Below are 20,481 nucleotides of genomic sequence, written 5' to 3' on the forward strand. Positions count from 1 at the left end.
GCATGGAGGACGCCATGAAGCACACACCCCACCTCAAGCATTCGAAGCCCTTCCGGGCCACGCAAATCGCCCTGGCCCTGATGGTGGCGCTGGCCGCCGCAAGCGCGGCGCAACCGGCCCACGCGCAAACGCCGTCCGGGCAGCAATCCGAGTCACAGCGCCAGGCCGCCCAGGCCGCCCAGGCCGGACAGGCTGCGCGCCAGCCGGCCCCGGCCACCGGCCCCAGCTACGGCCCGGTGCTGCACCCGCAGACGACCCGGCCCGAACCTGGCGCCCGGCCGGAACAGACCCCGCAGGCCCAGGAAGAAAAAGCCGGCGGCATGCCGCAACAGCAGCCGCACAAGGAAGCCGATCCGTCGGCGCGCCCGGCGCCCCAGCAGCAGGACCCGGCGAGGACGGATGGCAAGGAGCCGAAGAAGCAGGCGAATGCCGCGCCGCGCCGCCCGGTCCAGTCATCGCTTGCCCGCATGCCCGAAGGGCAGCCGATCCCGGCGCCGAACAGGGTCGTGACGCCTCCGGCGCCTACGGTGGGCCCGCCGGCCGCGCCGCAGCCCAGTTCCGCCCGCCTCAACAGCTGCCTCGGCAACACCTGCACCGACAGCGGCGGCACGACCTACCAGACGAATGTCGGCAACGCCGGCGTCAGCAGCGAAGGGCGCTTGTGCACGCGCAACGGCGCCAACGTGCAATGCTTTTAGGTCAGCCGTGGTTTTTCCCGCCAAAAGTTCGCTACAATCCCGTGGGTTGACGTTTACGTAAACGTCAAAAGCAAGCGTCCTAGCGAACGCACAGGGACAAAAAAGGGAAAACCATGCAAATTCAAGACAATGTGTTCATCGTCACCGGCGGCGCGTCGGGGCTGGGAGCGGCCACCGCGCGCATGATCACCGACGCCGGCGGCAAGGTCGTCATCGCCGACGTGCAGGCCGAGGCCGGTGCGGCCCTGGCGGCGGAACTGAACGGCCAGTTCGTCAAGTGCGATGTGACTTCGGAAGCGGACGGCCAGGCAGTCGTGGCAGCGGCAGTCGCCCTGGGCACCCTGCGCGGCCTGGTCAACTGCGCCGGCGTCGCCCCGGCCGTCAAGACCGTGGGCAAGGACGGCCCACACCCGCTGGACGTGTTCCAGCGCGCGGTGAACATCAACCTGGTCGGCACCTTCAACATGTCGCGCCTGGCGGCCGAAGCAATGGGCAATACCGAAGCAGGCGAATACGGCGAGCGCGGCATCATCATCAACACCGCCTCGGTGGCGGCTTTCGACGGCCAGATCGGCCAGGCGGCCTACGGTTCCTCGAAAGCGGCCGTGGCCGGCATGACCCTGCCGATGGCGCGCGACCTGGCGCGCAGCGGCATCCGCGTGATGACGATCGCCCCGGGCATCTTCGAGACCCCGATGCTGATGGGCATGCCGCAGGAAGTGCGCGATTCGCTGGGCAAGATGGTGCCGTTCCCGCCGCGCCTCGGCATGCCGAAGGAATACGCGCACCTGGCGAAAGCCATCATCGAAAACGTGATGCTGAACGGCGAAACGATCCGCCTCGACGGCGCGATCCGCATGCAGCCGAAGTAACAGCAAGGAAACGTCTCAGTCACAATTTACAAGTGCCATGAGCCGTTTGACAATTTGATGTAGGATGCCAGATGGTATCGGGCGTGCGGCCCTGGTCGCACGCCCGTTTTGCTTTTTGGAGAATCGATGATCAAGTTGAAGTTGCGCGCCAGCGCCGCGTTGTTGTCCGCCATGGCCGCCCTGGCCGGCGTCACCTTGCCCGCCAGCCTGGCGTTTGCCCAGAAGACGGCGGAGCGCCCGGCCCCGACAACCACCCAGGACACTGCCCAGCGCGCCCCCGAGATCGCCACCGGCTACGAAGAAAAGGCCGGCTGGGTCGCGAAGAAGTACATGGTCGCCGCCGCCAATCCGCTCGCGGTCGAGGCCGGCTACGAGATGCTGAAACAAGGCGGCAGCGCCATCGACGCCGCCATCGCCACCCAGATGGTGCTGACCCTGGTCGAGCCGCAAAGCTCGGGCATCGGCGGCGGCGCCTTCCTCGTTCACTACGACGGCAAGAAAACGCAAGCCTTCGACGGCCGCGAAACCGCGCCGATGGCGGCCGACGAGCACCTGTTCGAAAAACCCGACGGCACGCCGCTCTCGCGCACCGCCGGCGTGGTCGGCGGGCGCTCGGTCGGCGCGCCAGGCGTGCTGCGCATGCTGGAACTGGCCCACAAACAGCACGGCAAGCTGCCCTGGAAAACCCTGTTCGGTCCGGCGATCCGCCTGTCCGAGCGCGGCTTCCCGGTCAGCGCGCGCCTGAACGGCATGCTGATGTGGGACGCCCATATCCGCAAGGACCCAACGGCCGCCGCCTACTTCTACGACAAGGAGGGCAACCCGCGCCCGGTCGGCTACTTGCTGAAGAACCCGGCCCTGGCCAGGACCCTGCGCGAGATCGCCGGCGGCGGCGCCGACGCCTTCTACAAGGGCCACATCGCGCGCGACATCGCCGCCAAGGTCAAGGCGCACCCGACCAACCCGGGCCTGCTCACCGCGAAAGACATTGCCGACTACCGCCCGAAAGTGCGCGAGCCGGTCTGCAGCGACTACCGCGTGTACACCGTGTGCGGCATGCCGCCGCCATCCTCGGGCGGGATCGCCGTGGCCCAGATGCTGGCCATGTTCGAAACGCGCGACATGCGCGCGCTGGCGCCCACGAACGGCGTGCCGAGCGCCGACGCGGTGCACCTGTTCTCGGAAGTCGGCCGCCTGGCCTACGCCGACCGCAACCGTTACGCCGCCGACACCGACTTCGTTCCGCTGCCGGGCCGCGGCCTGCCCGGCCTGATCGACAAGGCCTACATGGCGAAACGTGCCGCCCTGATCGGCGAACGATCCATGGGCGAAGCCCCGGCCGGCAATCCGCCCGGCATGGAAACGGCCTGGCTCTGGGGCAAGGACAACGCCATCGAAACCCCGTCGACCTCGCACATGGTGGTGGTCGACGGCCATGGCGCCGGGCTTTCGATGACGACGACCGTGGAAGACGCCTTCGGCTCGCGCCAGATGGTCGACGGCTTCATCCTGAACAACCAGCTGACCGACTTCAGCTTCGCGGCGCGCGACAAGGACGGCCCGGTGGCGAACCGGGTCGAGCCGGGCAAGCGTCCGCGTAGCGCCATGTCGCCGACCATCGTCTTCGACACCAGGACCGGCAAGCTGGTGCTGGCGGTCGGCTCGCCCGGCGGCCCGGCCATCATCAACTACGTTGCCAAGACCCTGGTCGGCACTCTCGACTGGGGCCTGAACATGCAGCAGGCGATCGCCTTGCCGAACTTCGGCAGCCGCAACGGCCCCACCGAGATCGAGGCCGGCCGCTTCCCGCAGGCCACCGTCGACGCCCTGAAGGCGCGCGGCCACAAGGTCCAGCAGACCGAGCAGAACTCCGGCCTGCACGGCATCATGCGCATGGCCATCCATGGCGAGTCCTGGTGGTTCGGCGGCGCCGACCCGCGCCGCGAGGGCGTTGCAAAAGGAGAGTAAAAGCCTGCAAAAATGCGAGAAACGCTTGATCTGAGAGCAATAATTTCCCTCTAGATTCACTTTGTTTGCTACCCTTACGGGGTGGATAGGGAACAGACAAGTCGATCGGCCGTGAACAGGGCAGGGGCGCCAGCCGCCTGCCCCGGCGGCGCCTGCCTTGCGTCCGCGCACACCCTGCAGCGGGCGCCGCTTTCCGCATGAAGGCGCTGCTGTTCATGCTGCTGCTGGCGGTGGCCGGCGGGTTCGCCGCGCCGGCCCCGGCCTGGAGTGCGCCGGCCCCGACCATGCGCTTCGAGCACCTGAGCGTAGAGGATGGCCTGGCCCAGGAATCGGTGCTGGCCATGGCCCAGGACAGCGACGGCTTCATGTGGTTCGGCACCCAGAACGGCCTGTCGCGCTTCGACGGCTACCGCTTCGTCAACTTCCGCAACGCCGTCGGCGACCCCGCCACCCTGCCCAGCAACTGGATCCGCGTGCTGCACGTCGACCGCGAGGGGCGGCTCTGGATCGGCACCGACGGCGGCCTGGCGCGCTACGACGCGGCGACCCAGGGCTTCCAGCATTTCCTGCCCGAGGAACCGGCGCGGCGCGGCAACGGCAACCGCCACGTGCGCGCCATCATCGACGACGGCAAGGGCGGCTTCTGGCTCGGCACCGGCGACGGTTTGCAGCACTTCGACGTCGCCAGCGGCCGCTTCACCACCTGGCACCACGTGCCGAGCGACCCCGACAGCCTGGCCAGCGACGACATCAATGCGCTGGCGCTCGACCGCAGCGGCCTGCTGTGGATCGGCACCACGGCCGGCGTCGACAGCTTCGACCTGGCGCTGAAGCGTTTCGAGCACCACGGCAGCGGCAGGCCGGAGCCGCACGAGACCGTGCAGGCGCTGCTGGTCGACGCCGCCAACACCCTGTGGATCGGCTCCCTCGGCGGCCTCGAGCGCATGGCCCTGGCCGGACCGGAAGTCGGACGGCGCCAGCGCCTCGGGCCGCAGGAGGGCATCCCGCGCGCCTGGGTCAGCGCGCTCTACCAGGACGCCCAGAGCCAGGTGTGGGTCGGCTCCCACGACGAAGGCCTGTACCGCTGGGACGCGGCGCAGGCGCGTTTCGAGGTGCACCGCCAGGTTGTCGCCGACAGCCACAGCCTGGCCGACAACCACATCGCCGCGCTCTACCGCGACCGCGTCGGCACCTTCTGGGTCGGCACCTGGTATGCCGGCGTATCGCGCGTGGACTTGGGCAGCGGCGGCTTCGCGCGCATCGTGCGCGAGCGCGACGGCGCCAGCACGGCCGACAACCGCGTGAAAGGCATCGAGAACGACGGCAGCGGCAAGCTGTGGCTGGCCTCTACCTCCAGCCTGCAGCTGTACGACCCGGCCGCGCCCGGCCAGGCCAACCGCATCTGGCGCCATGAGCCGGGCAACCCGAACAGCCTGATCGACAGCTCCGTGAACGCGGTCGTGCGCGACCGCCAGGGCCTGCTCTGGGTGGGCGGGCGCACCGGCATCACCAGCTTCGCCCCGAAGAGCGGGCGCTTCGTGCGCCAGGTGCTGGCCGCGAACGACAGCAACGCCTCGAACGCCAACAACGTGCGCGCCATGAACCTGGGGCGCGACGGCATGGTGTGGATCGCCACCAAGGGCGGCCTGCACATGCTCGACCCGGCCACGCGCCAGGTAACCAGCTACCGCCACGATCCGGCGCGCCAGGCCAGTTTGTCCGACAACTCGGTGCGCCCGGTGCTGGAAGACCGGCGCGGGCGGCTCTGGGTCGGCACCTTCAACGGTCTCGACCTGCTGGACCGCGCCAGCGGGCGCTTCCGCCACTTCCGCCACGACGGCTACGACCCGACCAGCCTGAGCCACGACGAGATCCACTACCTGATGGAAGACCGCGCCGGGAACGTCTGGGTCGGCACCGCGGTCGGCCTGAACAAGATGGTGACGGCAAGCGACGGCTCGGTGAGTTTCGTGCGCTACACCATGCGCGACGGCCTGGTCGACGACGCCGTGGCCGCGATGCTGGAAGACGCTGACGGCGCGATCTGGATCAGCACCACCAACGGCCTGTCGCGCTTCGATCCGGCCACCAACACCTGGCGCAGCTACACGGCCGCCGACGGCACCGTCGACGGCGCCTATTTCGACGCGGCGGCGGCGCGCGCGCCCGACGGCAGCCTGTACTTCGGCGGCTTCAACGGCATCACCGCCTTCGACCCGCGCGCGCTGCGCTACAACCGCATCCCGCCGCGCGCCGTGATCACCGGCTTCCAGATCTTCAACCGCCCGGTACAGCAGGCCTGGCCCGAACTGCTCGACGGCCCGATCGAGAATGCGCGCTCGATCACGCTGTCCTCGAGGCACTCGGTGTTCTCGCTCGAATTCTCGGCCCTGCACTATGCGGCGCCGAAGCGCAACCGCTTCGCCTACAAGCTCGAGGGCTTCGACCAGGCCTGGGTGAATGCCGACGCCAGCAAGCGCTTCGCCACCTACACCAACCTCGACCCGGGCCGCTACGTGTTCCACGTGCGCGCCGCCAACAAGGACGGCGTCTGGAGCGAGACCCCGGCCACGCTGGAAATCGTGATCGAGCCGCCGGCCTGGGGCACCTGGTGGTTCCGCGTCGCCGGCGCCTTGATGCTGCTGAGCGCAGGCTACGGCGGCTACCGCCTGCGCATCGGCAGCCTGCGCCGCCAGCAACTGCGCCTGGAGCGCCAGGTCGGCGCCCGCACCGAGGAAATCGGGCTGCAGAACCGCCTGCTCGAACGCCAGACCGCCGAGCTGCGCGAGCGCGAGCAGCAGGTGCGCCAGAACACCATCGAACTGGGCGAGGCGAACCGCGCCCTGCACGAGAACGAGCGCCGCCTGCAGCTGGCCGCGCGCCGCGCCGAGGACGCCGCGCGCCAGAAGTCCGAGTTCCTGGCCAATATGAGCCACGAGATGCGCACCCCGCTGGCCGGCGTGATCGGCATGCTCGGCTTCGCCCTGCGCGACGGCCAGCTGAAGGAAAGCACGCGCGAGCAGATCGCGCGCGGCCAGGCGAACGCCGAGGCGCTGCTGGCGATCATCAACGACCTGCTCGACTTTTCCAAGATCGAGGCCGGCAAGCTCACCGTCGAGACCATCGACTTCGCGCTCGACGCCGCCATCGGCAATGTGGCCGCCCTGTTCGAGGAGCAGGCCGCCGCCCTCAGCATCGACTTCGCGATCGAGCTGGCGCCCGACCTGCCGCGCTTCGTGCGCGGCGACCCGACCCGCCTGCGCCAGGTGCTGGTCAACCTGGTCGGGAATGCCTTCAAGTTCACGCCGGCCGGGCAGGTGCTGCTGCGCGTCGAGCGCCGGGCCGAGGACCAGGCCTGCACGGAGGACCTCGAGCAGGATGGGACTCCGCACTTCATCCGCTTTTCGGTGCAGGACACTGGCATCGGCATCGCCGCCGATGCTTTGCCGCGCCTGTTCCAGAAGTTCGAGCAGGCCGACGCCACCACCACGCGCCGCTACGGCGGCACCGGCCTGGGGCTGGCGATCTGCCGCCAGCTGGTCGAGCTGATGAACGGGACGATCGAGGCGCACAGCGAGCCTGGCAAGGGCAGCACCTTCAGCTTCGTGCTGCCCTTCGACGAAGGCATCGAACCGGCCCGGGCCGAACCGGCGGTCTTCCTGCCCCACACCCACCGCCTGCATGTGCTGTGCGCAGAGGACTTCGCCACCAACCAGATCATCGCGCGCATGATGGTCGAGGACATGGGCCACAGCATCGACGTGGTCGAGAACGGCGCGCTGGCGGTGGCGGCCTGCGCCCGCACGCACTACGACATCGTGCTGATGGACGGGCGCATGCCGGAGATCGACGGCGCCACCGCCACGCGCCTGATCCGCGCCGGCGGCACGCTCGACGCGCCGGTGCTCGACCCGCGCGTGATGATCGTGGCGCTGACGGCAAATGCCAGCGACGAAGACCGCGACCGCTACCTGGCCTGCGGCATGGACGCCTTCCTCACCAAGCCGATCGACGAGGCGGCCCTGCACCGCCAGCTCGGCCTGGCGATCGAACGCCAGCTGGCGCGCGGCATCGCACTGGCGCCGATGGAGATGCCGGTGCCGGCACCAGCAGCGGCGCCGACGACGGCCGAACTCGACGCCCTGTTCGGGATCGCGCCGGATGAGGCGCCGGCGGCGGCAGATCCGGTCCCGGTCCCGGAGCATCCGGCCGGCGACCTCCAGGCCCGCCTGCGCGCCGCCTTTGCCGCCGACCTGCCGCGCCGCCGCCGCGAGCTGCGCGCCGCGCTCGACGGCGGCGACGACGAGGCCTGCGCACGCGTGCTGCACGGCTTGCGCGGCAGCGCCGGCCACCTCGGTGCGCGCGAACTGGCGGTGCTCTGCGCGCGCCTGGAAAAGGCGGCCGACAGCGGCCGCCGCGACGAACTGCGCGCGGGCCTGCCGCGCCTGGACGCGCTGCTCGACGCCTTCGACACCTCCCTTACCTGATGCTCCGAACCGATGTCTTCAACAAGTAACAACATGCCGGCGGCGCCGGCGCCCGTGCCCCAGGTGCTGGTCGTCGACGACGACGTGGTCTCGCGCATGATGCTGATGCACCTGGTCGATACCTGCGGCCGGTTCGAGATCCTGGAAGCGGAAGACGGCGCCGACGCCTGGCGCCAGCTCGAGGCCGGCCTGCGCCCGGCCATGGTGTTCTGCGACCTGCGCATGCCGTACTTGTCGGGCACCGAGCTGCTGGCGCGGGTCAAGGCGCACCCGCAGCTGGCCGAGATGCCCTTCGTGCTGGTCTCGGCCGCCAACGACGGCGACAGCATGAGCGAAGCGGCCGCGCTGGGCGCCGACGGCTACGTGGTCAAGCCCTTCCGCGTGGAGCAACTGCGGCCCTGGCTGGCGGCCCTGGGGCAGGCCGAGGCGCCGCAGGACAGCGCGCGCCGCCTCGGCATCGACCTGGCGCGCCTGCGGCTCTACCTCGGCGGCCTGGCGCGCCAGCTCGACGACACCGCAACCGGCCTGGCGGCGCTGCTGGCCGACGCGCCGGCGGCCCGCACGCGCCTGGCGCGCCTGGAAGAGGGCTGCGCCACGCTCGGCCTGCACGCGGCGGCGGCGCGCCTGGCGCAGGCGCGCGCATTGCTGGCGCCCGCCGCGCTGGCCGAGGCGCTGGCCGTGGCCCGTGCAGCGGTCGAACGCCAGGCGCAGCGCGTGGACGGGGCCTGAACCGAGGCCCGAATCCAGGTCCGCACCGCGGCATCCGGCCATCCCGACAATTCGCTTGTCGGCACGATCGTTTAGACTTAAAGTATCTCCCGGATATTGGCTGATCACCCAACCGGGACGACCATGACAAGCTCGCAGACGGTAGAACCCAGAGCAGCACTCAGTCCTTCCTCGCACGTCGACGGCTTTGCCCGCGACCATCTTCCGCCACCCGGCGAGTGGCCCGAATTCCTGTTCGATCTCCCGGCGCTGCGCTACCCGCAGCGCATCAACTGCGCCGTCGAACTACTCGACGCGGCGCTGGCGCGCGGCTGGGGCGAACGCACGGCCCTGATCGGCGCCGGCGAGCGCCTGAGCTATGCCGGGCTCGCGGCGCGGGTCGACCGCATCGCGCACGTGCTGCGGCGCGATTTGCGGCTGGTGCCGGGAAACCGCGTGCTGCTGCGCGGCGCGAATTGCCCGGCCATGGCGGCGGCGATCCTGGCCGTGTTCAAGGCCGGCTGCATCGCGGTGCCGACCATGCCGCTGCTGCGCGCGCGCGAACTCGGCGCCATCGCCGCCAAGGCGCGGGTCAACGCGGTGCTGTGCGCCGCCGGCCTGCGCGCCGAGGTCAACGCCCTGCACGAAGTCCTGGGCGAAGGCGCGCCGCCGGTGACGCTGTTCGACGCCCCCGGCAACCCGGCCGCGCTGGAAAACCTGATGGCGCGCCACGGCGACCCGTTCGCGGCCACCGACACCGCGGCGGACGACGTATGCCTGATCAGCTTCACCTCGGGCACCACCGGCGTTCCGAAGGGCACGATGCACTTCCACCGCGATCTGCTGGCGATCTGCGACTGCTTCCCGGTGCACACCCTGCAATCGCGCGGCGACGACATCTTCATCGGCACGCCGCCGCTGGCATTTACCTTCGGCCTGGGCGGGCTGCTGCTGTTCCCGCTGCGCGTGGGCGCGGCCGCGGTGCTGATCGAAAAGCCCACGCCCGAGACCCTGCTGGCCGCCATTGCCGCCGAGCGCGCCACGGTCTGCTTCACGGCGCCGACCTTCTACCGCCAAATGGCGCAGCTGGCGGCGGGCCACGATTTGTCCAGCCTCACGCGCACGGTCTCGGCCGGCGAGGCGCTGCCGCTGGCCACGCGCGAGGCCTGGCAGGCGGCGACCGGCCTGGCCATGATCGACGGCATCGGCGCCACCGAGATGCTGCACATCTTCATTTCCGCGGCGGGCGAGGCGATCCGCCCCGGCGCCACCGGCAAGCCGGTGCCGGGCTACCAGGCCTGCGTGCTCGATGCCGAAGGCCAGCCGGTGGGGCCGGGCGTGATCGGGCGCCTGGCGGTGAAGGGGCCGACCGGCTGCCGCTACCTGGCCGACCCGCGCCAGCGCGACTACGTGCAGGATGGCTGGAACCTGACCGGCGACGCCTACGAGATGGACGGCGACGGGTATTTCTATTACCGCGCGCGGATGGACGACATGATCATCTCGGCCGGCTACAACATCGCCGGCGTCGAGGTCGAGGAAGCGCTGCTGCGCCACCCGGCGGTGGCCGAATGCGCGGTGATCGGCCGTCCGGACGAGGAGCGCGGGCAGGTGGTCGAGGCCCACGTGGTCGTGCGCGGCGGGCAGGAAGGGAGTGCGGCGCTGGAGCGCGAATTGCAGGAATTCGCCAAGCGCCAGATCGCGCCGTATAAATATCCGCGACGCATCGTGTTCCGTGACGCACTGCCGCGCACCGAAACCGGTAAACTGCAGCGTTTCAAACTACGCGCCGAAGCGGCGCCGGCGCAGAATGCAGGATGAAGACAGGCAGGAAACGGGCACACCGCAGGAACTCGACCTAGCCACACGCTTGAGCAGCGAGCACCACCAGTCGCTCAAGCTGTGGCTGCGCATGCTCTCGTGCACCGTGCGCATCGAGAACGAGATCCGCAGCCGCCTGCGCGCCGGCTTCGGCATCACGCTGCCGCGCTTCGATCTGATGGCCCAGCTGGAACGCCATCCCGAGGGCTTGCGCATGGGCGAACTGTCGCGGCGCATGATGGTCACCGGCGGCAACATCACCGGTATCACCGACCAGCTCGAACGCGAGGGGCTGGTGGAACGCGTGCCCGACCCGCAGGACAAGCGCGCCTTTGCCGTCAGGCTCACCGCTGCCGGCCAGGCGGCCTTCGGCGCCATGGCGGGGGTGCACGAAGGCTGGGTCGAGGAATTGCTGGGGCATGTGGCGCCCCAGGACAAGGAGCGCCTGATCGCTCTGCTTAGCGCGATGAAGGCGGGGCTGGACGAGCGCGGCGGCGCGTAGGGTTCGCTGCGCCAGCTTGCTGCGCAGGCTTGCCGCCCGCGCACTGCGGCGCAGCGTCCTCAGGTGCGTTCGTGCTGCTCCTGCTTGTTGGACGCTTCCTTGGCCGCCGGCTTGTAGGTGACCACGCGGTACAAATACCAGGCCAGCATCGCGCCGAGGATGGTCTTCGACACCGGGTCGACGTATTTCGCTACTTCTTTGTAATTGTCCTCGAGCAGGAAGCCGGCCGCCGTCAGCAGGCCGGTCCAGGCCAGCGAGCCGATCGTCGAATACAGCAGGAACTGGCTTAGGTTCATGTTGCCGAGCCCGGCCGGTACCGAGATCAGGGTGCGCACCGCCGGCACCAGGCGCCCGAACAGCACCGCCTTCTTGCCGTGCTTGTGGAAGGCGTCGAGCGCCTTGTCGATGTCGTCGGGCGTGATCGTCAGCCAGCGCGCACGGCGCCCGGCCAGCTTCTTCAGGCGCTCGCAGCCATACACCTTGGCCGCGTAGTACCAGGGCAGGGCCCCCACCACCGAACCGGCAGTGCCGGCGATTAGCACGCCCACCACGTTCAGGTCGCCGCGCGCGGCAACGAAGCCGGCGAAGGGCATGATCATCTCGGATGGAATCGGCGGAAAGATATTCTCCAGCGCCATCAGCGCAAAGACGCCGAGATAGCCGCTTTTCTCCAAGAAATTCGTGATGAAGTCGAACATGGACGCCGTCCTCCAGATCAGTGGGTAGGCCATCCTAACCGCGAACGCAGCGGCTTTATGTTCGGCAGGGCACGCTTGGATGCAATCGCGCGTCAAACGATGTATATCGTTTATCTGAGAATGAATGGGGCAAACCTGCACCAACCAAGGGCGAGGTGGGTAGCGTTTCTCCCCAGAATAGTGCATTCGATTGGACAAGCGCTCACCCGCTCGTTAGCATAGCAATTTTATTAAGAACAGTGCTTCCCGGAGATGTATCAATGAAACGCGCTTACGAAATAGCCCAGCTGCGCCGGCCGCCAAACCGCCTCACGCCCAAGGAATATGACATGTACGGCCTGGCAGGCATGAGCTGGGAAGAAAAATCGCAGTTCCTGGGCGAAAAGTCGTCGACGGCCACGACATCGAACAACGACCTGCGTGCACAAGCGCTGACGGCGGACAAGTTGATTGCCTACGGCATCCTGCGCCTGCACGACTTTCCCTATCCTACGATCCAGGCGATCGGCCATCCGACGCGCAGCTTTCCCGGCGCCGTGTCGCTGCGCTCGGTGGAGGAGGTGACCGAATACCTGGCGAGCCAGGCGGCCTTCCCGGTCTTCATGAAGCCGATCGCCGGCAACGGCGGCGCCGGCTCGGTCTGGGTCGATGCCTATGCCGACGGCAAACTGCAGCTGCGCAATGGCGAAACCATTGCCGTCGACCAGTATTTCAAGCGCTGGCTGAGCCGCGAAGGCATCATGCTGCAAAGCGTGGCGCGTCCGCATCCGGAACTCGACGCGCGCTTCGGCCCGCGCCTGGCAACGGCGCGCGTGGTGGTGCTGGTCGACGACAGCGGGCCGCTGGTCCATCGCGCGGTGCTGCGTATCCCGGTCGGCAAGAACATGATCGATAACTTCCGGCACGGCGCCACCGGCAACCTGCTGGGCGCCATCGACGTCGACACCGGTGTCCTGTTCAATGTCATCGGAAGGAAAGGTTCACGCCTGGAGCCGGTCCCGGCGCACCCGGACACCGGCCAGCAGATCGTCGGCTGCACGCTGCCCGACTGGCAGCAGGCGGTCGCGATGTGCCTGCGCGCCGCGCCCCTGTTCCCCGGGATCATGTACCAGTCCTGGGACATCGCGTTCACCGATCAAGGGCCGCAAACCATCGAGGTGAATTCGGGCGGCGACGTGGACGTGCTGCAACTGGCCTCGGGACGCGGCATTGCGGATGAAACGTGGTGGAAATTGTTCCGCGAACCGAAACCGCAGAATGTGGTGCGGCGCTGGATGATGCGCAGCGGGCCGTGGAGCGACGGGCGCTAAAGGTTTGGTCCCCCCGACTGGAATCGAACCAGTATCCCACGCTTAGGAGGCATGTGCACTATCCATTGTGCTACGGGGAGGACGCGCGTGCTGCCAGGGCGGCACGAAAGCAGGACAGGCCTGCAGTTCGGCGAGCGGACCCTGCAAGGCAGGCCGGTATCGTGAACCGAGTGCAATTATAGCCGAGGAAAGCGGATTCTTTGGAAGTGTACGTGCCGCAATCGGTACAATGTCGGCTTCTTTCAATTGATTCCGCCGCGCCGCTGCTCGACCACGAGCGTCGAGCGGCCCGCACACAGATTATGGCTGTCATTTCCCTTACGTCCGCGCAATTGGCATTTGGCCACGTCGCACTGCTCGACCACGCGGATTTTTCCCTTGAAACCGGCGAGCGCGTCGGCCTGATCGGCCGCAACGGCACCGGCAAGTCCTCGCTCCTGAAAACCATCGCCGGCCGCTTCAAGCTCGACGACGGTCTGCTGGTCATGCAGCAAGGCCTGAAGATCGCGTATGTCGAGCAGGAGCCGACCTTCGATCCCGAATCGACCGTGTTCGATGCCGTGGCCGCCGGCATGGGCGAGCTGCAAGGCATGCTCGCCGAATACGAAGCGCTGACCGGCCAGTTCGGCCAGGGCGACGACGAGGCGCTGATGGAGCGCATGCATGTGATCCAGGTGAAACTCGACGCCACCGATGGCTGGAACCTGGGCAACAAGGTCGACACCACCCTCGACCGCCTGGGCCTGGCGCGCGATGCGAAAATGGGCACGCTCTCGGGCGGCATGCAAAAGCGCGTGGCGCTGGCCGTGGCCCTGGTCTCGGCGCCCGACGTGCTGCTGCTCGACGAACCGACCAACCACCTCGACTTCAAGTCCATCATGTGGCTGGAAGGCCTGCTGCGCGAATTCCGCGGCTCCGTCCTGTTCATTACCCACGACCGCAGCTTCCTCGACAACGTGGCGACCCGCATCATCGAACTCGACCGTGGCCGGCTGCTTTCGTTCCCCGGCAATTTCTCGACCTACCAGGAACGCAAGCGCGAACTGCTGGCCAACGAAGAAGTCGAGAATGCCAAGTTCGACAAGTTCCTGGCCCAGGAAGAAGTGTGGATCCGCAAGGGCGTGCAGGCGCGCCGTACCCGCGACGAAGGCCGCGTGCGCCGCCTGGAAGCCCTGCGCCTGCAGCGCGCCGCGCGGCGCGAGACGCAAGGCCAGATCAAGCTCGACGTCGGCACCGGCGAGCGTTCGGGCAAGATCGTGGCGGAACTGGAAAACGTGTCCAAGGCGTATGGCGAAAAGGTGATCGTTACCAACTTCACGGGCACCATCCTGCGCGGCGACAAGGTCGGCCTGATCGGCCCGAACGGTGCCGGCAAGACCACGCTGCTGAAGATGATCCTGGGCGAGGAAAGCGCCGACAGCGGCACCACCCGCCTCGGCACCAAGCTGAACGTGGCGTACTTCGACCAGATGCGCACCCAGCTGAACGAGGAGGCCAGCCTGGCCGACACGATTTCGCCGGGCAGCGACTGGGTCGAAGTCAATGGCCAGCGCAAGCACGTCATGACTTACCTGAACGATTTCCTGTTTGCACCGGAACGCTCGCGTTCGCCGGTGAAGTCGCTGTCCGGCGGCGAGCGCAACCGCCTGCTGCTGGCGCGTCTGTTCGCCAAGCCGGCCAACTGCCTGGTGCTGGACGAACCGACCAACGACCTCGACATCGACACCCTGGAACTGCTGGAAGAGCTGCTGGAAGAGTACACCGGCACCGTGTTCCTGGTCAGCCACGACCGCACCTTCCTCGACAATGTCGTGACCCAGGTGATCGTGGCCGAAGGGCAGGGCCAGTGGCGCGAATACGTCGGTGGCTACAGCGACTGGGAGCGGGTCAAGGCCATCGAGCCGAAGACGGCCGCCCCGGCCCCGGCTGCGCCCAAGGCCGCGCCAGCGGCCGAGGTTCCGGCGGCTTCGTCCAGCGCCAAGAAAGTGAAGCTGAGCTACAAGGAGCAGCGCGAGCTGGAAGAGCTGCCCAAGCTGATCGCCTCGCTCGAGGACGAGCAGGCCCTGATCACGGCCCAGCTGAACGCGCCGGACTTCTATAAAACCAATCCAGCCGATGCGCGCCGCATCAACGCGCGCTTCAGCGAGATCGACGAGCAGTTGATGGAAGCGCTGGAGCGCTGGGAACAGATCGAGGCGCGCGCCCGCGGCGACGCCTGACCCGGCTGCGATCCGGGGGCGCCGGCGCGCAACCCCGGTCGCGTTGATCCAGCACAGATCGCATTTCAGGGGTTTCGTCAGTATCGGCCTTGGCGTGTCGGACCGCCGCTGCTCCGGTCCGCGCCGGAACCGCTGCGCTCGTCTCCCTGCCGTCGCCGCCTGCATGCGCGGCGCTGGAAAGCGGCGCCGGTTTCCCGTCCGACGCAGCGCTTTCCGAGACGAACACCATGTCGCGATTTTGCCTGCGCCCGCCTGCGCTCCTGGCTGGGGTACTGGTTTGCGGTCCCGCACTTGCCGTGCCCGGCACCGGGCTGGACCTGTACGGCCGCATCGGCTGGGCCTACGACGACAATCTGCTGCGCATTCCCGACGACGCGCCGGCCTTCGATAACCAGCGCTCCGATTCCTGGCGCACCCTGGAAGCCGGCGCCGTCTACGACCGCACGATCAGCCGCCAGCGCCTGGTGGCCCACGTCAAGCTGTCGAAGGTCAAGTTCGACCATTTCCGCCAGCTCGACTACGACGGCCGCGACATCCAGGGCACCTGGTACTGGCAGCTCGGCAACCGTTTCGAGGGCCAGCTCGGCGTCGTGCATGCGCAGACGCTGGCGCCGTACACCGACTTTCGCAGCGACCAGCGCAACCTGCGCAAGCAGCGCCGCGGCTTTTTCGAGGGCGGCTGGAAATTGCATCCGCGCTGGGAAGCGCACGCCGCTTTTTCGCGCGACAAGTACGACTACGAACTGGCGGCCCAGGCCTTCAACGACCGTACCGAAGACGTGGCCGAGCTCGAAGGGCGCTACCTGGCCCGCAGCGGCAGCGCGGTCGGGCTGGTGCTGCGCCGCATCGAGGGCAGCTATCCGAACCGGCGCCCGTTTTCCCTCAGTCCGCTCACCGACGACTTCACCCAGGACGAACTAAAGGCGCGCGTGGACTGGAAGGCGAGCGGCGCCACCACGGTCCAGGCGCTGGCCGGCTATGCGCGGCGCAAGCAGCCCTCGTTCGGCAGCGGGCGCACGAGCGGCGCAAACGGCCGGGTGACGCTGCTGCACGACCCAAGCGGCAAGCTGCATTACCGCGCCTCGCTCTGGCGCGACTTCGCGCCGATCGAAAGCACGATCGTCAGCTATACCCTGAACAAGGGGGCGAGCGCCGGCGCCACCTGGGATGCGCGCGCCAAGCTGCGCGTGGAGGCGGACGCGGCCTACGAGAAGCGCGACTACAACGCGCGCGCGGCGCTGCCCGCCGCCGGCGGCCTGGACGATGCGCTGCGCACCGCCAGCCTGAAGGCGACCTGGGCGCCGCGGCAAGCCGTCTCGCTGTCGGCCGGCTGGTTCTACCAGGCGCGCAGCGGCTCGCGCCTGCTCGGCATCGGCAAGTTCGAGTCGCATTCGTTTGCCGTCAACGCCAGCGGACAGTTCTGAAGACCAGGCAATGACGGTCAACGACATTCCGATCATCTCGTTTTTCCAGCGCGTGCTTGATCCCCTGATCATCATGGGGTCCCTGTACGTGTCGTCGATGGCCTTCAACGAACCGTTTTCCGGCTATTTACTGGTGCTGATGATCCTGGCCTTCTTCATTTCCTCGGCCGTCTACCAGCACATCGACCCTTACCGCACCTGGCGCAGCGGGCGCATGCTGGCGTATGCGCGGGATACCCTGTTCGGCTGGTGCCTCACGGTGGGCGTGCTCTACTTCCTCGGCTCGGCCAGCGGCCTGAAATATTATTACGACGTGCGGGTCCTGCTGGCCTGGGCGATCGCCGCACCCAGCACCTTGCTGGTGTGCCATATCGCGGTGCGGCTGGCAGCCGGCCGGCCCGGCCGCAGCCGCGAAGTGCGGTCGACCGTGGTGATCGGCGCCAACGACGTCGGCCTGAAGTTCGCCGCCATCTGCGACCGCCACCCGAACCTGTTCATGCAGGTGCACGGCTTCTTCGACGACCGCGCCGGCGAGCGCCATCCCACCGGCTTGCGGCACCCGATGCTGGGCAGGATGTCGGACCTGAGCCAGTATGTGCGCGCGCACAACATCAAGCTGATCTTCATTAGCCAGCCGGTATCGGCGCAGCCGCGCATCCGCCGCCTGATCGACGAGCTCCAGGACACCACCGCCTCGGTGTATTTCCTACCCGACGTGTACGTGTTCGACCTGATGCAGGCACGCTTCGACAACGTCGGCGGCATGCCGGTGATCGCAATCCGCGAGACGCCCTTCATGGGCCTGAACGGGCTGGTGAAACGCGTCAGCGACATCGTGCTTGCCAGCGTCATCCTGGTAGGCCTGGCGCCCCTGATGCTGGCGGTGGCGGCCGCGGTGAAGTGGACCTCGCCGGGGCCGGTGATCTTCAAGCAGCGCCGCTACGGCCTGTACGGCGAGGAAATCTGGGTCTACAAGTTCCGCTCGATGACGGTCATGGACGACGGCAAGGACATCGTCCAGGCGCGCCGCAACGACGGGCGGATGACGCCGATCGGCCGCTTCCTGCGCCGCACCTCGCTCGACGAGCTGCCGCAGTTCGTCAATGTATTGCAGGGGAGGATGAGCATTGTCGGGCCGCGCCCGCATGCCGTCGCCCACAACGAGCAGTACAGGAAACTGATCAAGGGCTACATGTTGCGCCACAAGGTCAAGCCGGGCATCACCGGCTGGGCCCAGGTGAACGGCTTGCGCGGCGAAACGGCCACGCTCGACAAGATGGAAGCGCGCATCCAGCACGACCTCGACTACCTGCGCAACTGGTCGCTGTGGCTGGACCTGTGGATCATTTTAAAGACAGTCAAGGTTGTTTTGACGCGTGAGAACGCGTTTTAAAACGAAGCGCAGGCGCGTGACAGCTGAGGGAACCCGGAGTTCACTTCTCGGCCTTTGCGCGCTTCGATCCTTGTCAAAGGTTGCGCTGCGTTCGACGGGTAGGCTTGCAACGGTATTGTGCCCAACCGTACGCGTGTGCGGACGGGCTTGCTGCTTCGCATTTTTGCCGCAAACGAGACCTCGTATCCATCAGGAGGGCAGCTTGAATCATCCGGATCCCCGCATTTATGTCGCCGGTCACCGCGGCCTGGTCGGCTCGGCCATCGTACGTGCGCTGCAGGCGCGCGGCCACGCCAACCTCGTCATGCGCAGCCATGACGAACTCGAACTGACCGACCAGGCCCAGGTGCGTGCATTCTTCCGCAGCGAGCGTATCGACCAGGTCTACCTGGCGGCGGCCAGGGTGGGCGGCATCCACGCCAACAACACCTATCCCGCCGAATTCATCTACGACAACCTGCTGGTGGAGACGAACGTCGTCCACGAAGCCTGGCGTGCCGGTGTGAAGAAGCTCCTGTTCCTCGGCTCGTCCTGCATCTATCCGCGTATGGCGCAGCAGCCGATCCAGGAAGACTACCTGATGGCCGGCGAGCTGGAACCGACCAATGAACCGTACGCGATCGCCAAGATCGCCGGCATTAAATTGTGCGAGAGCTACAACCGCCAGTACGGCACCGATTACCGCAGCGTCATGCCCACCAACCTGTATGGACCGGGCGACAACTACCACCCCGAGAACAGCCACGTGATCCCGGCCATGATCCGGCGCTTCCACGAGGCCAGGATGGGCGCCGTGCCCGAGGTCGCGATCTGGGGCAGCGGCAAGCCGATGCGCGAGTTCCTGTATGTGGACGACATGGCCGCCGCCAGCGTGCACGTGATGAACCTTCCGCTTGACGTCTATCGCGGCAGCACCGATCCCATGCATTCGCACCTGAACGTGGGCACCGGCGTGGATGTCAGCATCGCCGAACTGGCCGGGCTGGTGAGCGACGTGGTCGGCTACACGGGGCGCATCGTGTTCGACACCTCGCGCCCGGACGGCACGCCGCGCAAGCTGCTCGACGTATCGAAGCTGCATACGCTGGGCTGGCGCGCCAGCACGCCCCTGCGCGAAGGCTTGCGGCGCGCCTACGCGGCATTTCTCGAAACGCAGGCCGTGGAGACACCGGCCTGAACCGGCACCAGGGCCGGCACGGGCATCGGCAGCAAATGTATCGGCAGTAATGCGGCGGCAGTAATGCAGCGGCAGCAACGCATCATTCACGAGGAGTCATCTTGAAGAACCTTCATCAGGCCCGCAAGGCATCGCTTTCGGCCGTCATCCTGCTGGCGGCGGCACTAGCCGGCTGTGGCGACCGGGAAAAGGAATCGAAACCGGGCCAGGCGCTTGCCAGCGTCAACGGCGAGGAAATCACCGTGCTGCAGCTGAACGAGGAAATCCAGCGCGCCGGCGTGCCGGCGGCGCGCCAGCAGGAAGCCAGCAAACAGTTGTTGCAGGCGCTGATCGACCGCCAGCTGCTCGAGGGTGCAGCCGAGCAGGAAAAGCTCGACCGGGACCCGAAGGTGGTGCAGGCCATCGAAAGGGCGCGTTCGCTGATCGTGGCCCAGGCCTACATGCAAAAGCGCCTGGCGAACGTCGCGCGGCCTACGCCGGCCGAAGTCGAGGATTACTTCAAGCAGCATCCCGAGTTCTTCTCGAACCGCAAGCAGTTCCAGATGGACCAGCTGGTGCTTGCCGCCAAGGACCTGACACCCGAAGCGCGCGCCGCGGCCGACGCCGCCCGTTCGCTGGAAGAAGTGGCGGTCTGGCTCGACGCACACCAGGTCAAGTACGGCCGCGCCCAGGTCACACGCAGCACTTCCGAGCTGAATCCGCAATTGTCCAAGAAGTTGCTGGGCATGTCGAAGAACCAGCTGTTCAGCGTGCGCGAGGGCGAGCACGCCATGCTGCTGGCGGTGGCCGATGTCCGCGACGCACCGGTGCCGCTGGAAGTGGCCGCGCCCCAGATCGAAAAATACCTGATGAGCAACAAGAACAAGGAACTCGCCGCGGCCGAGGTCGAGCGCCTGCGCCAGCACGCGAAGATCGAGTACCTGAACAAGGAGCTGGCCGCAGGGCCGAAGGCGGCGCCGGCCAGCATGACGGCGCCTGCGGCGCCATCCGCGGCGGCCGGCACGGCGCCTGCGCAGGACGGCATGGCAGCGGGCATCGTGGAAGGGCATTCGGAGAGCAGTGCGTCTGGCGCGGCGGCCGATGGCGTAGCCCCGGATACGCCGGCGCCCGATGCGCCGATGTCGCCCGCACCTGACCATGCCGCCGTCGACCGCGGCGTGGCCGGCCTGAAGTGAATCCGACCAGACGCATACAGGAGGAAGGA

General features: G+C 67.6%; 14 protein-coding genes and 1 tRNA gene. 13 read left to right on the forward strand and 2 right to left on the reverse strand.

What is annotated here, in order from left to right:
- The first annotated feature begins 14 nt into the window (after window positions 1–14).
- The 7 genes from LK540_RS18390 (at window position 15) to LK540_RS18420 (ending at window position 11,056) form a co-directional block, all read left to right on the forward strand.
- Window positions 15–698 (forward strand): hypothetical protein, encoded by a 684-nt coding sequence (locus tag LK540_RS18390; RefSeq protein ID WP_229438761.1) that lies wholly within the window; start codon window positions 15–17, stop codon window positions 696–698.
- Between the two features lie 113 nt (window positions 699–811).
- Window positions 812–1,570 (forward strand): 3-hydroxyacyl-CoA dehydrogenase, encoded by a 759-nt coding sequence (locus tag LK540_RS18395; RefSeq protein ID WP_229438762.1) that lies wholly within the window; start codon window positions 812–814, stop codon window positions 1,568–1,570.
- 126 nt (window positions 1,571–1,696) lie between these two features.
- Complete coding sequence (gene ggt / locus LK540_RS18400) at window positions 1,697–3,538, forward strand: gamma-glutamyltransferase (RefSeq protein WP_229438763.1); 1,842 nt, start codon at window positions 1,697–1,699, stop codon at window positions 3,536–3,538.
- 197 nt (window positions 3,539–3,735) lie between these two features.
- Window positions 3,736–8,025 carry a hybrid sensor histidine kinase/response regulator gene (locus LK540_RS18405; RefSeq protein ID WP_229438764.1) on the forward strand — a complete coding sequence of 1,430 codons (4,290 nt, stop codon included), beginning with the start codon at window positions 3,736–3,738 and terminating at the stop codon, window positions 8,023–8,025.
- Window positions 8,026–8,037: 12 nt separating this feature from the next.
- A complete protein-coding gene (locus tag LK540_RS18410) occupies window positions 8,038–8,754 on the forward strand; it encodes a response regulator (protein WP_229438765.1) in 717 nt (238 codons plus the stop codon).
- A gap of 123 nt (window positions 8,755–8,877) precedes the next feature.
- Window positions 8,878–10,554 (forward strand): AMP-binding protein, encoded by a 1,677-nt coding sequence (locus LK540_RS18415; protein ID WP_229438766.1) that lies wholly within the window; start codon window positions 8,878–8,880, stop codon window positions 10,552–10,554.
- Window positions 10,544–11,056, forward strand: a complete 513-nt coding sequence (locus LK540_RS18420; RefSeq protein WP_229438767.1) for a MarR family winged helix-turn-helix transcriptional regulator — start codon at window positions 10,544–10,546, stop codon at window positions 11,054–11,056. The genes LK540_RS18415 and LK540_RS18420 overlap by 11 nt, the downstream gene beginning before the upstream one ends.
- Before the next feature lie 59 nt (window positions 11,057–11,115).
- Here LK540_RS18420 and LK540_RS18425 read toward each other — a convergent pair whose 3' ends face one another.
- Complete coding sequence (locus LK540_RS18425; RefSeq protein WP_229438768.1) at window positions 11,116–11,754, reverse strand: DedA family protein; 639 nt, start codon at window positions 11,752–11,754, stop codon at window positions 11,116–11,118.
- Window positions 11,755–12,014: 260 nt separating this feature from the next.
- On the opposite strand from LK540_RS18425, the gene LK540_RS18430 reads away from it, so the two are divergent.
- Window positions 12,015–13,064 carry a sugar-transfer associated ATP-grasp domain-containing protein gene (locus tag LK540_RS18430; RefSeq protein ID WP_229438769.1) on the forward strand — a complete coding sequence of 350 codons (1,050 nt, stop codon included), beginning with the start codon at window positions 12,015–12,017 and terminating at the stop codon, window positions 13,062–13,064.
- A gap of 5 nt (window positions 13,065–13,069) precedes the next feature.
- On the opposite strand, the gene LK540_RS18435 is transcribed toward LK540_RS18430, so the two are convergent.
- Window positions 13,070–13,144 (reverse strand) — tRNA-Arg (locus LK540_RS18435).
- 222 nt (window positions 13,145–13,366) lie between these two features.
- Here LK540_RS18435 and LK540_RS18440 point away from each other — a divergent pair.
- The 5 genes from LK540_RS18440 (at window position 13,367) to LK540_RS18460 (ending at window position 20,452) form a co-directional block, all read left to right on the forward strand.
- Complete coding sequence (locus LK540_RS18440; protein ID WP_229438770.1) at window positions 13,367–15,283, forward strand: ATP-binding cassette domain-containing protein; 1,917 nt, start codon at window positions 13,367–13,369, stop codon at window positions 15,281–15,283.
- Between the two features lie 227 nt (window positions 15,284–15,510).
- Complete coding sequence (gene epsL, locus LK540_RS18445) at window positions 15,511–16,707, forward strand: XrtB/PEP-CTERM-associated polysaccharide biosynthesis outer membrane protein EpsL (RefSeq protein ID WP_229438771.1); 1,197 nt, start codon at window positions 15,511–15,513, stop codon at window positions 16,705–16,707.
- A gap of 10 nt (window positions 16,708–16,717) precedes the next feature.
- Complete coding sequence (locus tag LK540_RS18450; protein WP_229438772.1) at window positions 16,718–18,100, forward strand: undecaprenyl-phosphate glucose phosphotransferase; 1,383 nt, start codon at window positions 16,718–16,720, stop codon at window positions 18,098–18,100.
- Window positions 18,101–18,302: 202 nt separating this feature from the next.
- On the forward strand, window positions 18,303–19,277 hold the full coding sequence (locus tag LK540_RS18455) for a GDP-L-fucose synthase (RefSeq protein ID WP_229438773.1): 975 nt from the start codon (window positions 18,303–18,305) through the stop codon (window positions 19,275–19,277).
- Between the two features lie 101 nt (window positions 19,278–19,378).
- The gene (locus tag LK540_RS18460) at window positions 19,379–20,452 is read left to right on the forward strand and encodes an EpsD family peptidyl-prolyl cis-trans isomerase (protein ID WP_229438774.1); all 1,074 of its coding nucleotides are present in this window, start codon (window positions 19,379–19,381) and stop codon (window positions 20,450–20,452) included.
- Window positions 20,453–20,481 lie beyond the last annotated feature (29 nt).

The sequence above is a fragment of the Massilia sp. IC2-278 genome, assembly GCF_020708045.1.
Taxonomy (GTDB): domain Bacteria; phylum Pseudomonadota; class Gammaproteobacteria; order Burkholderiales; family Burkholderiaceae_D; genus Telluria.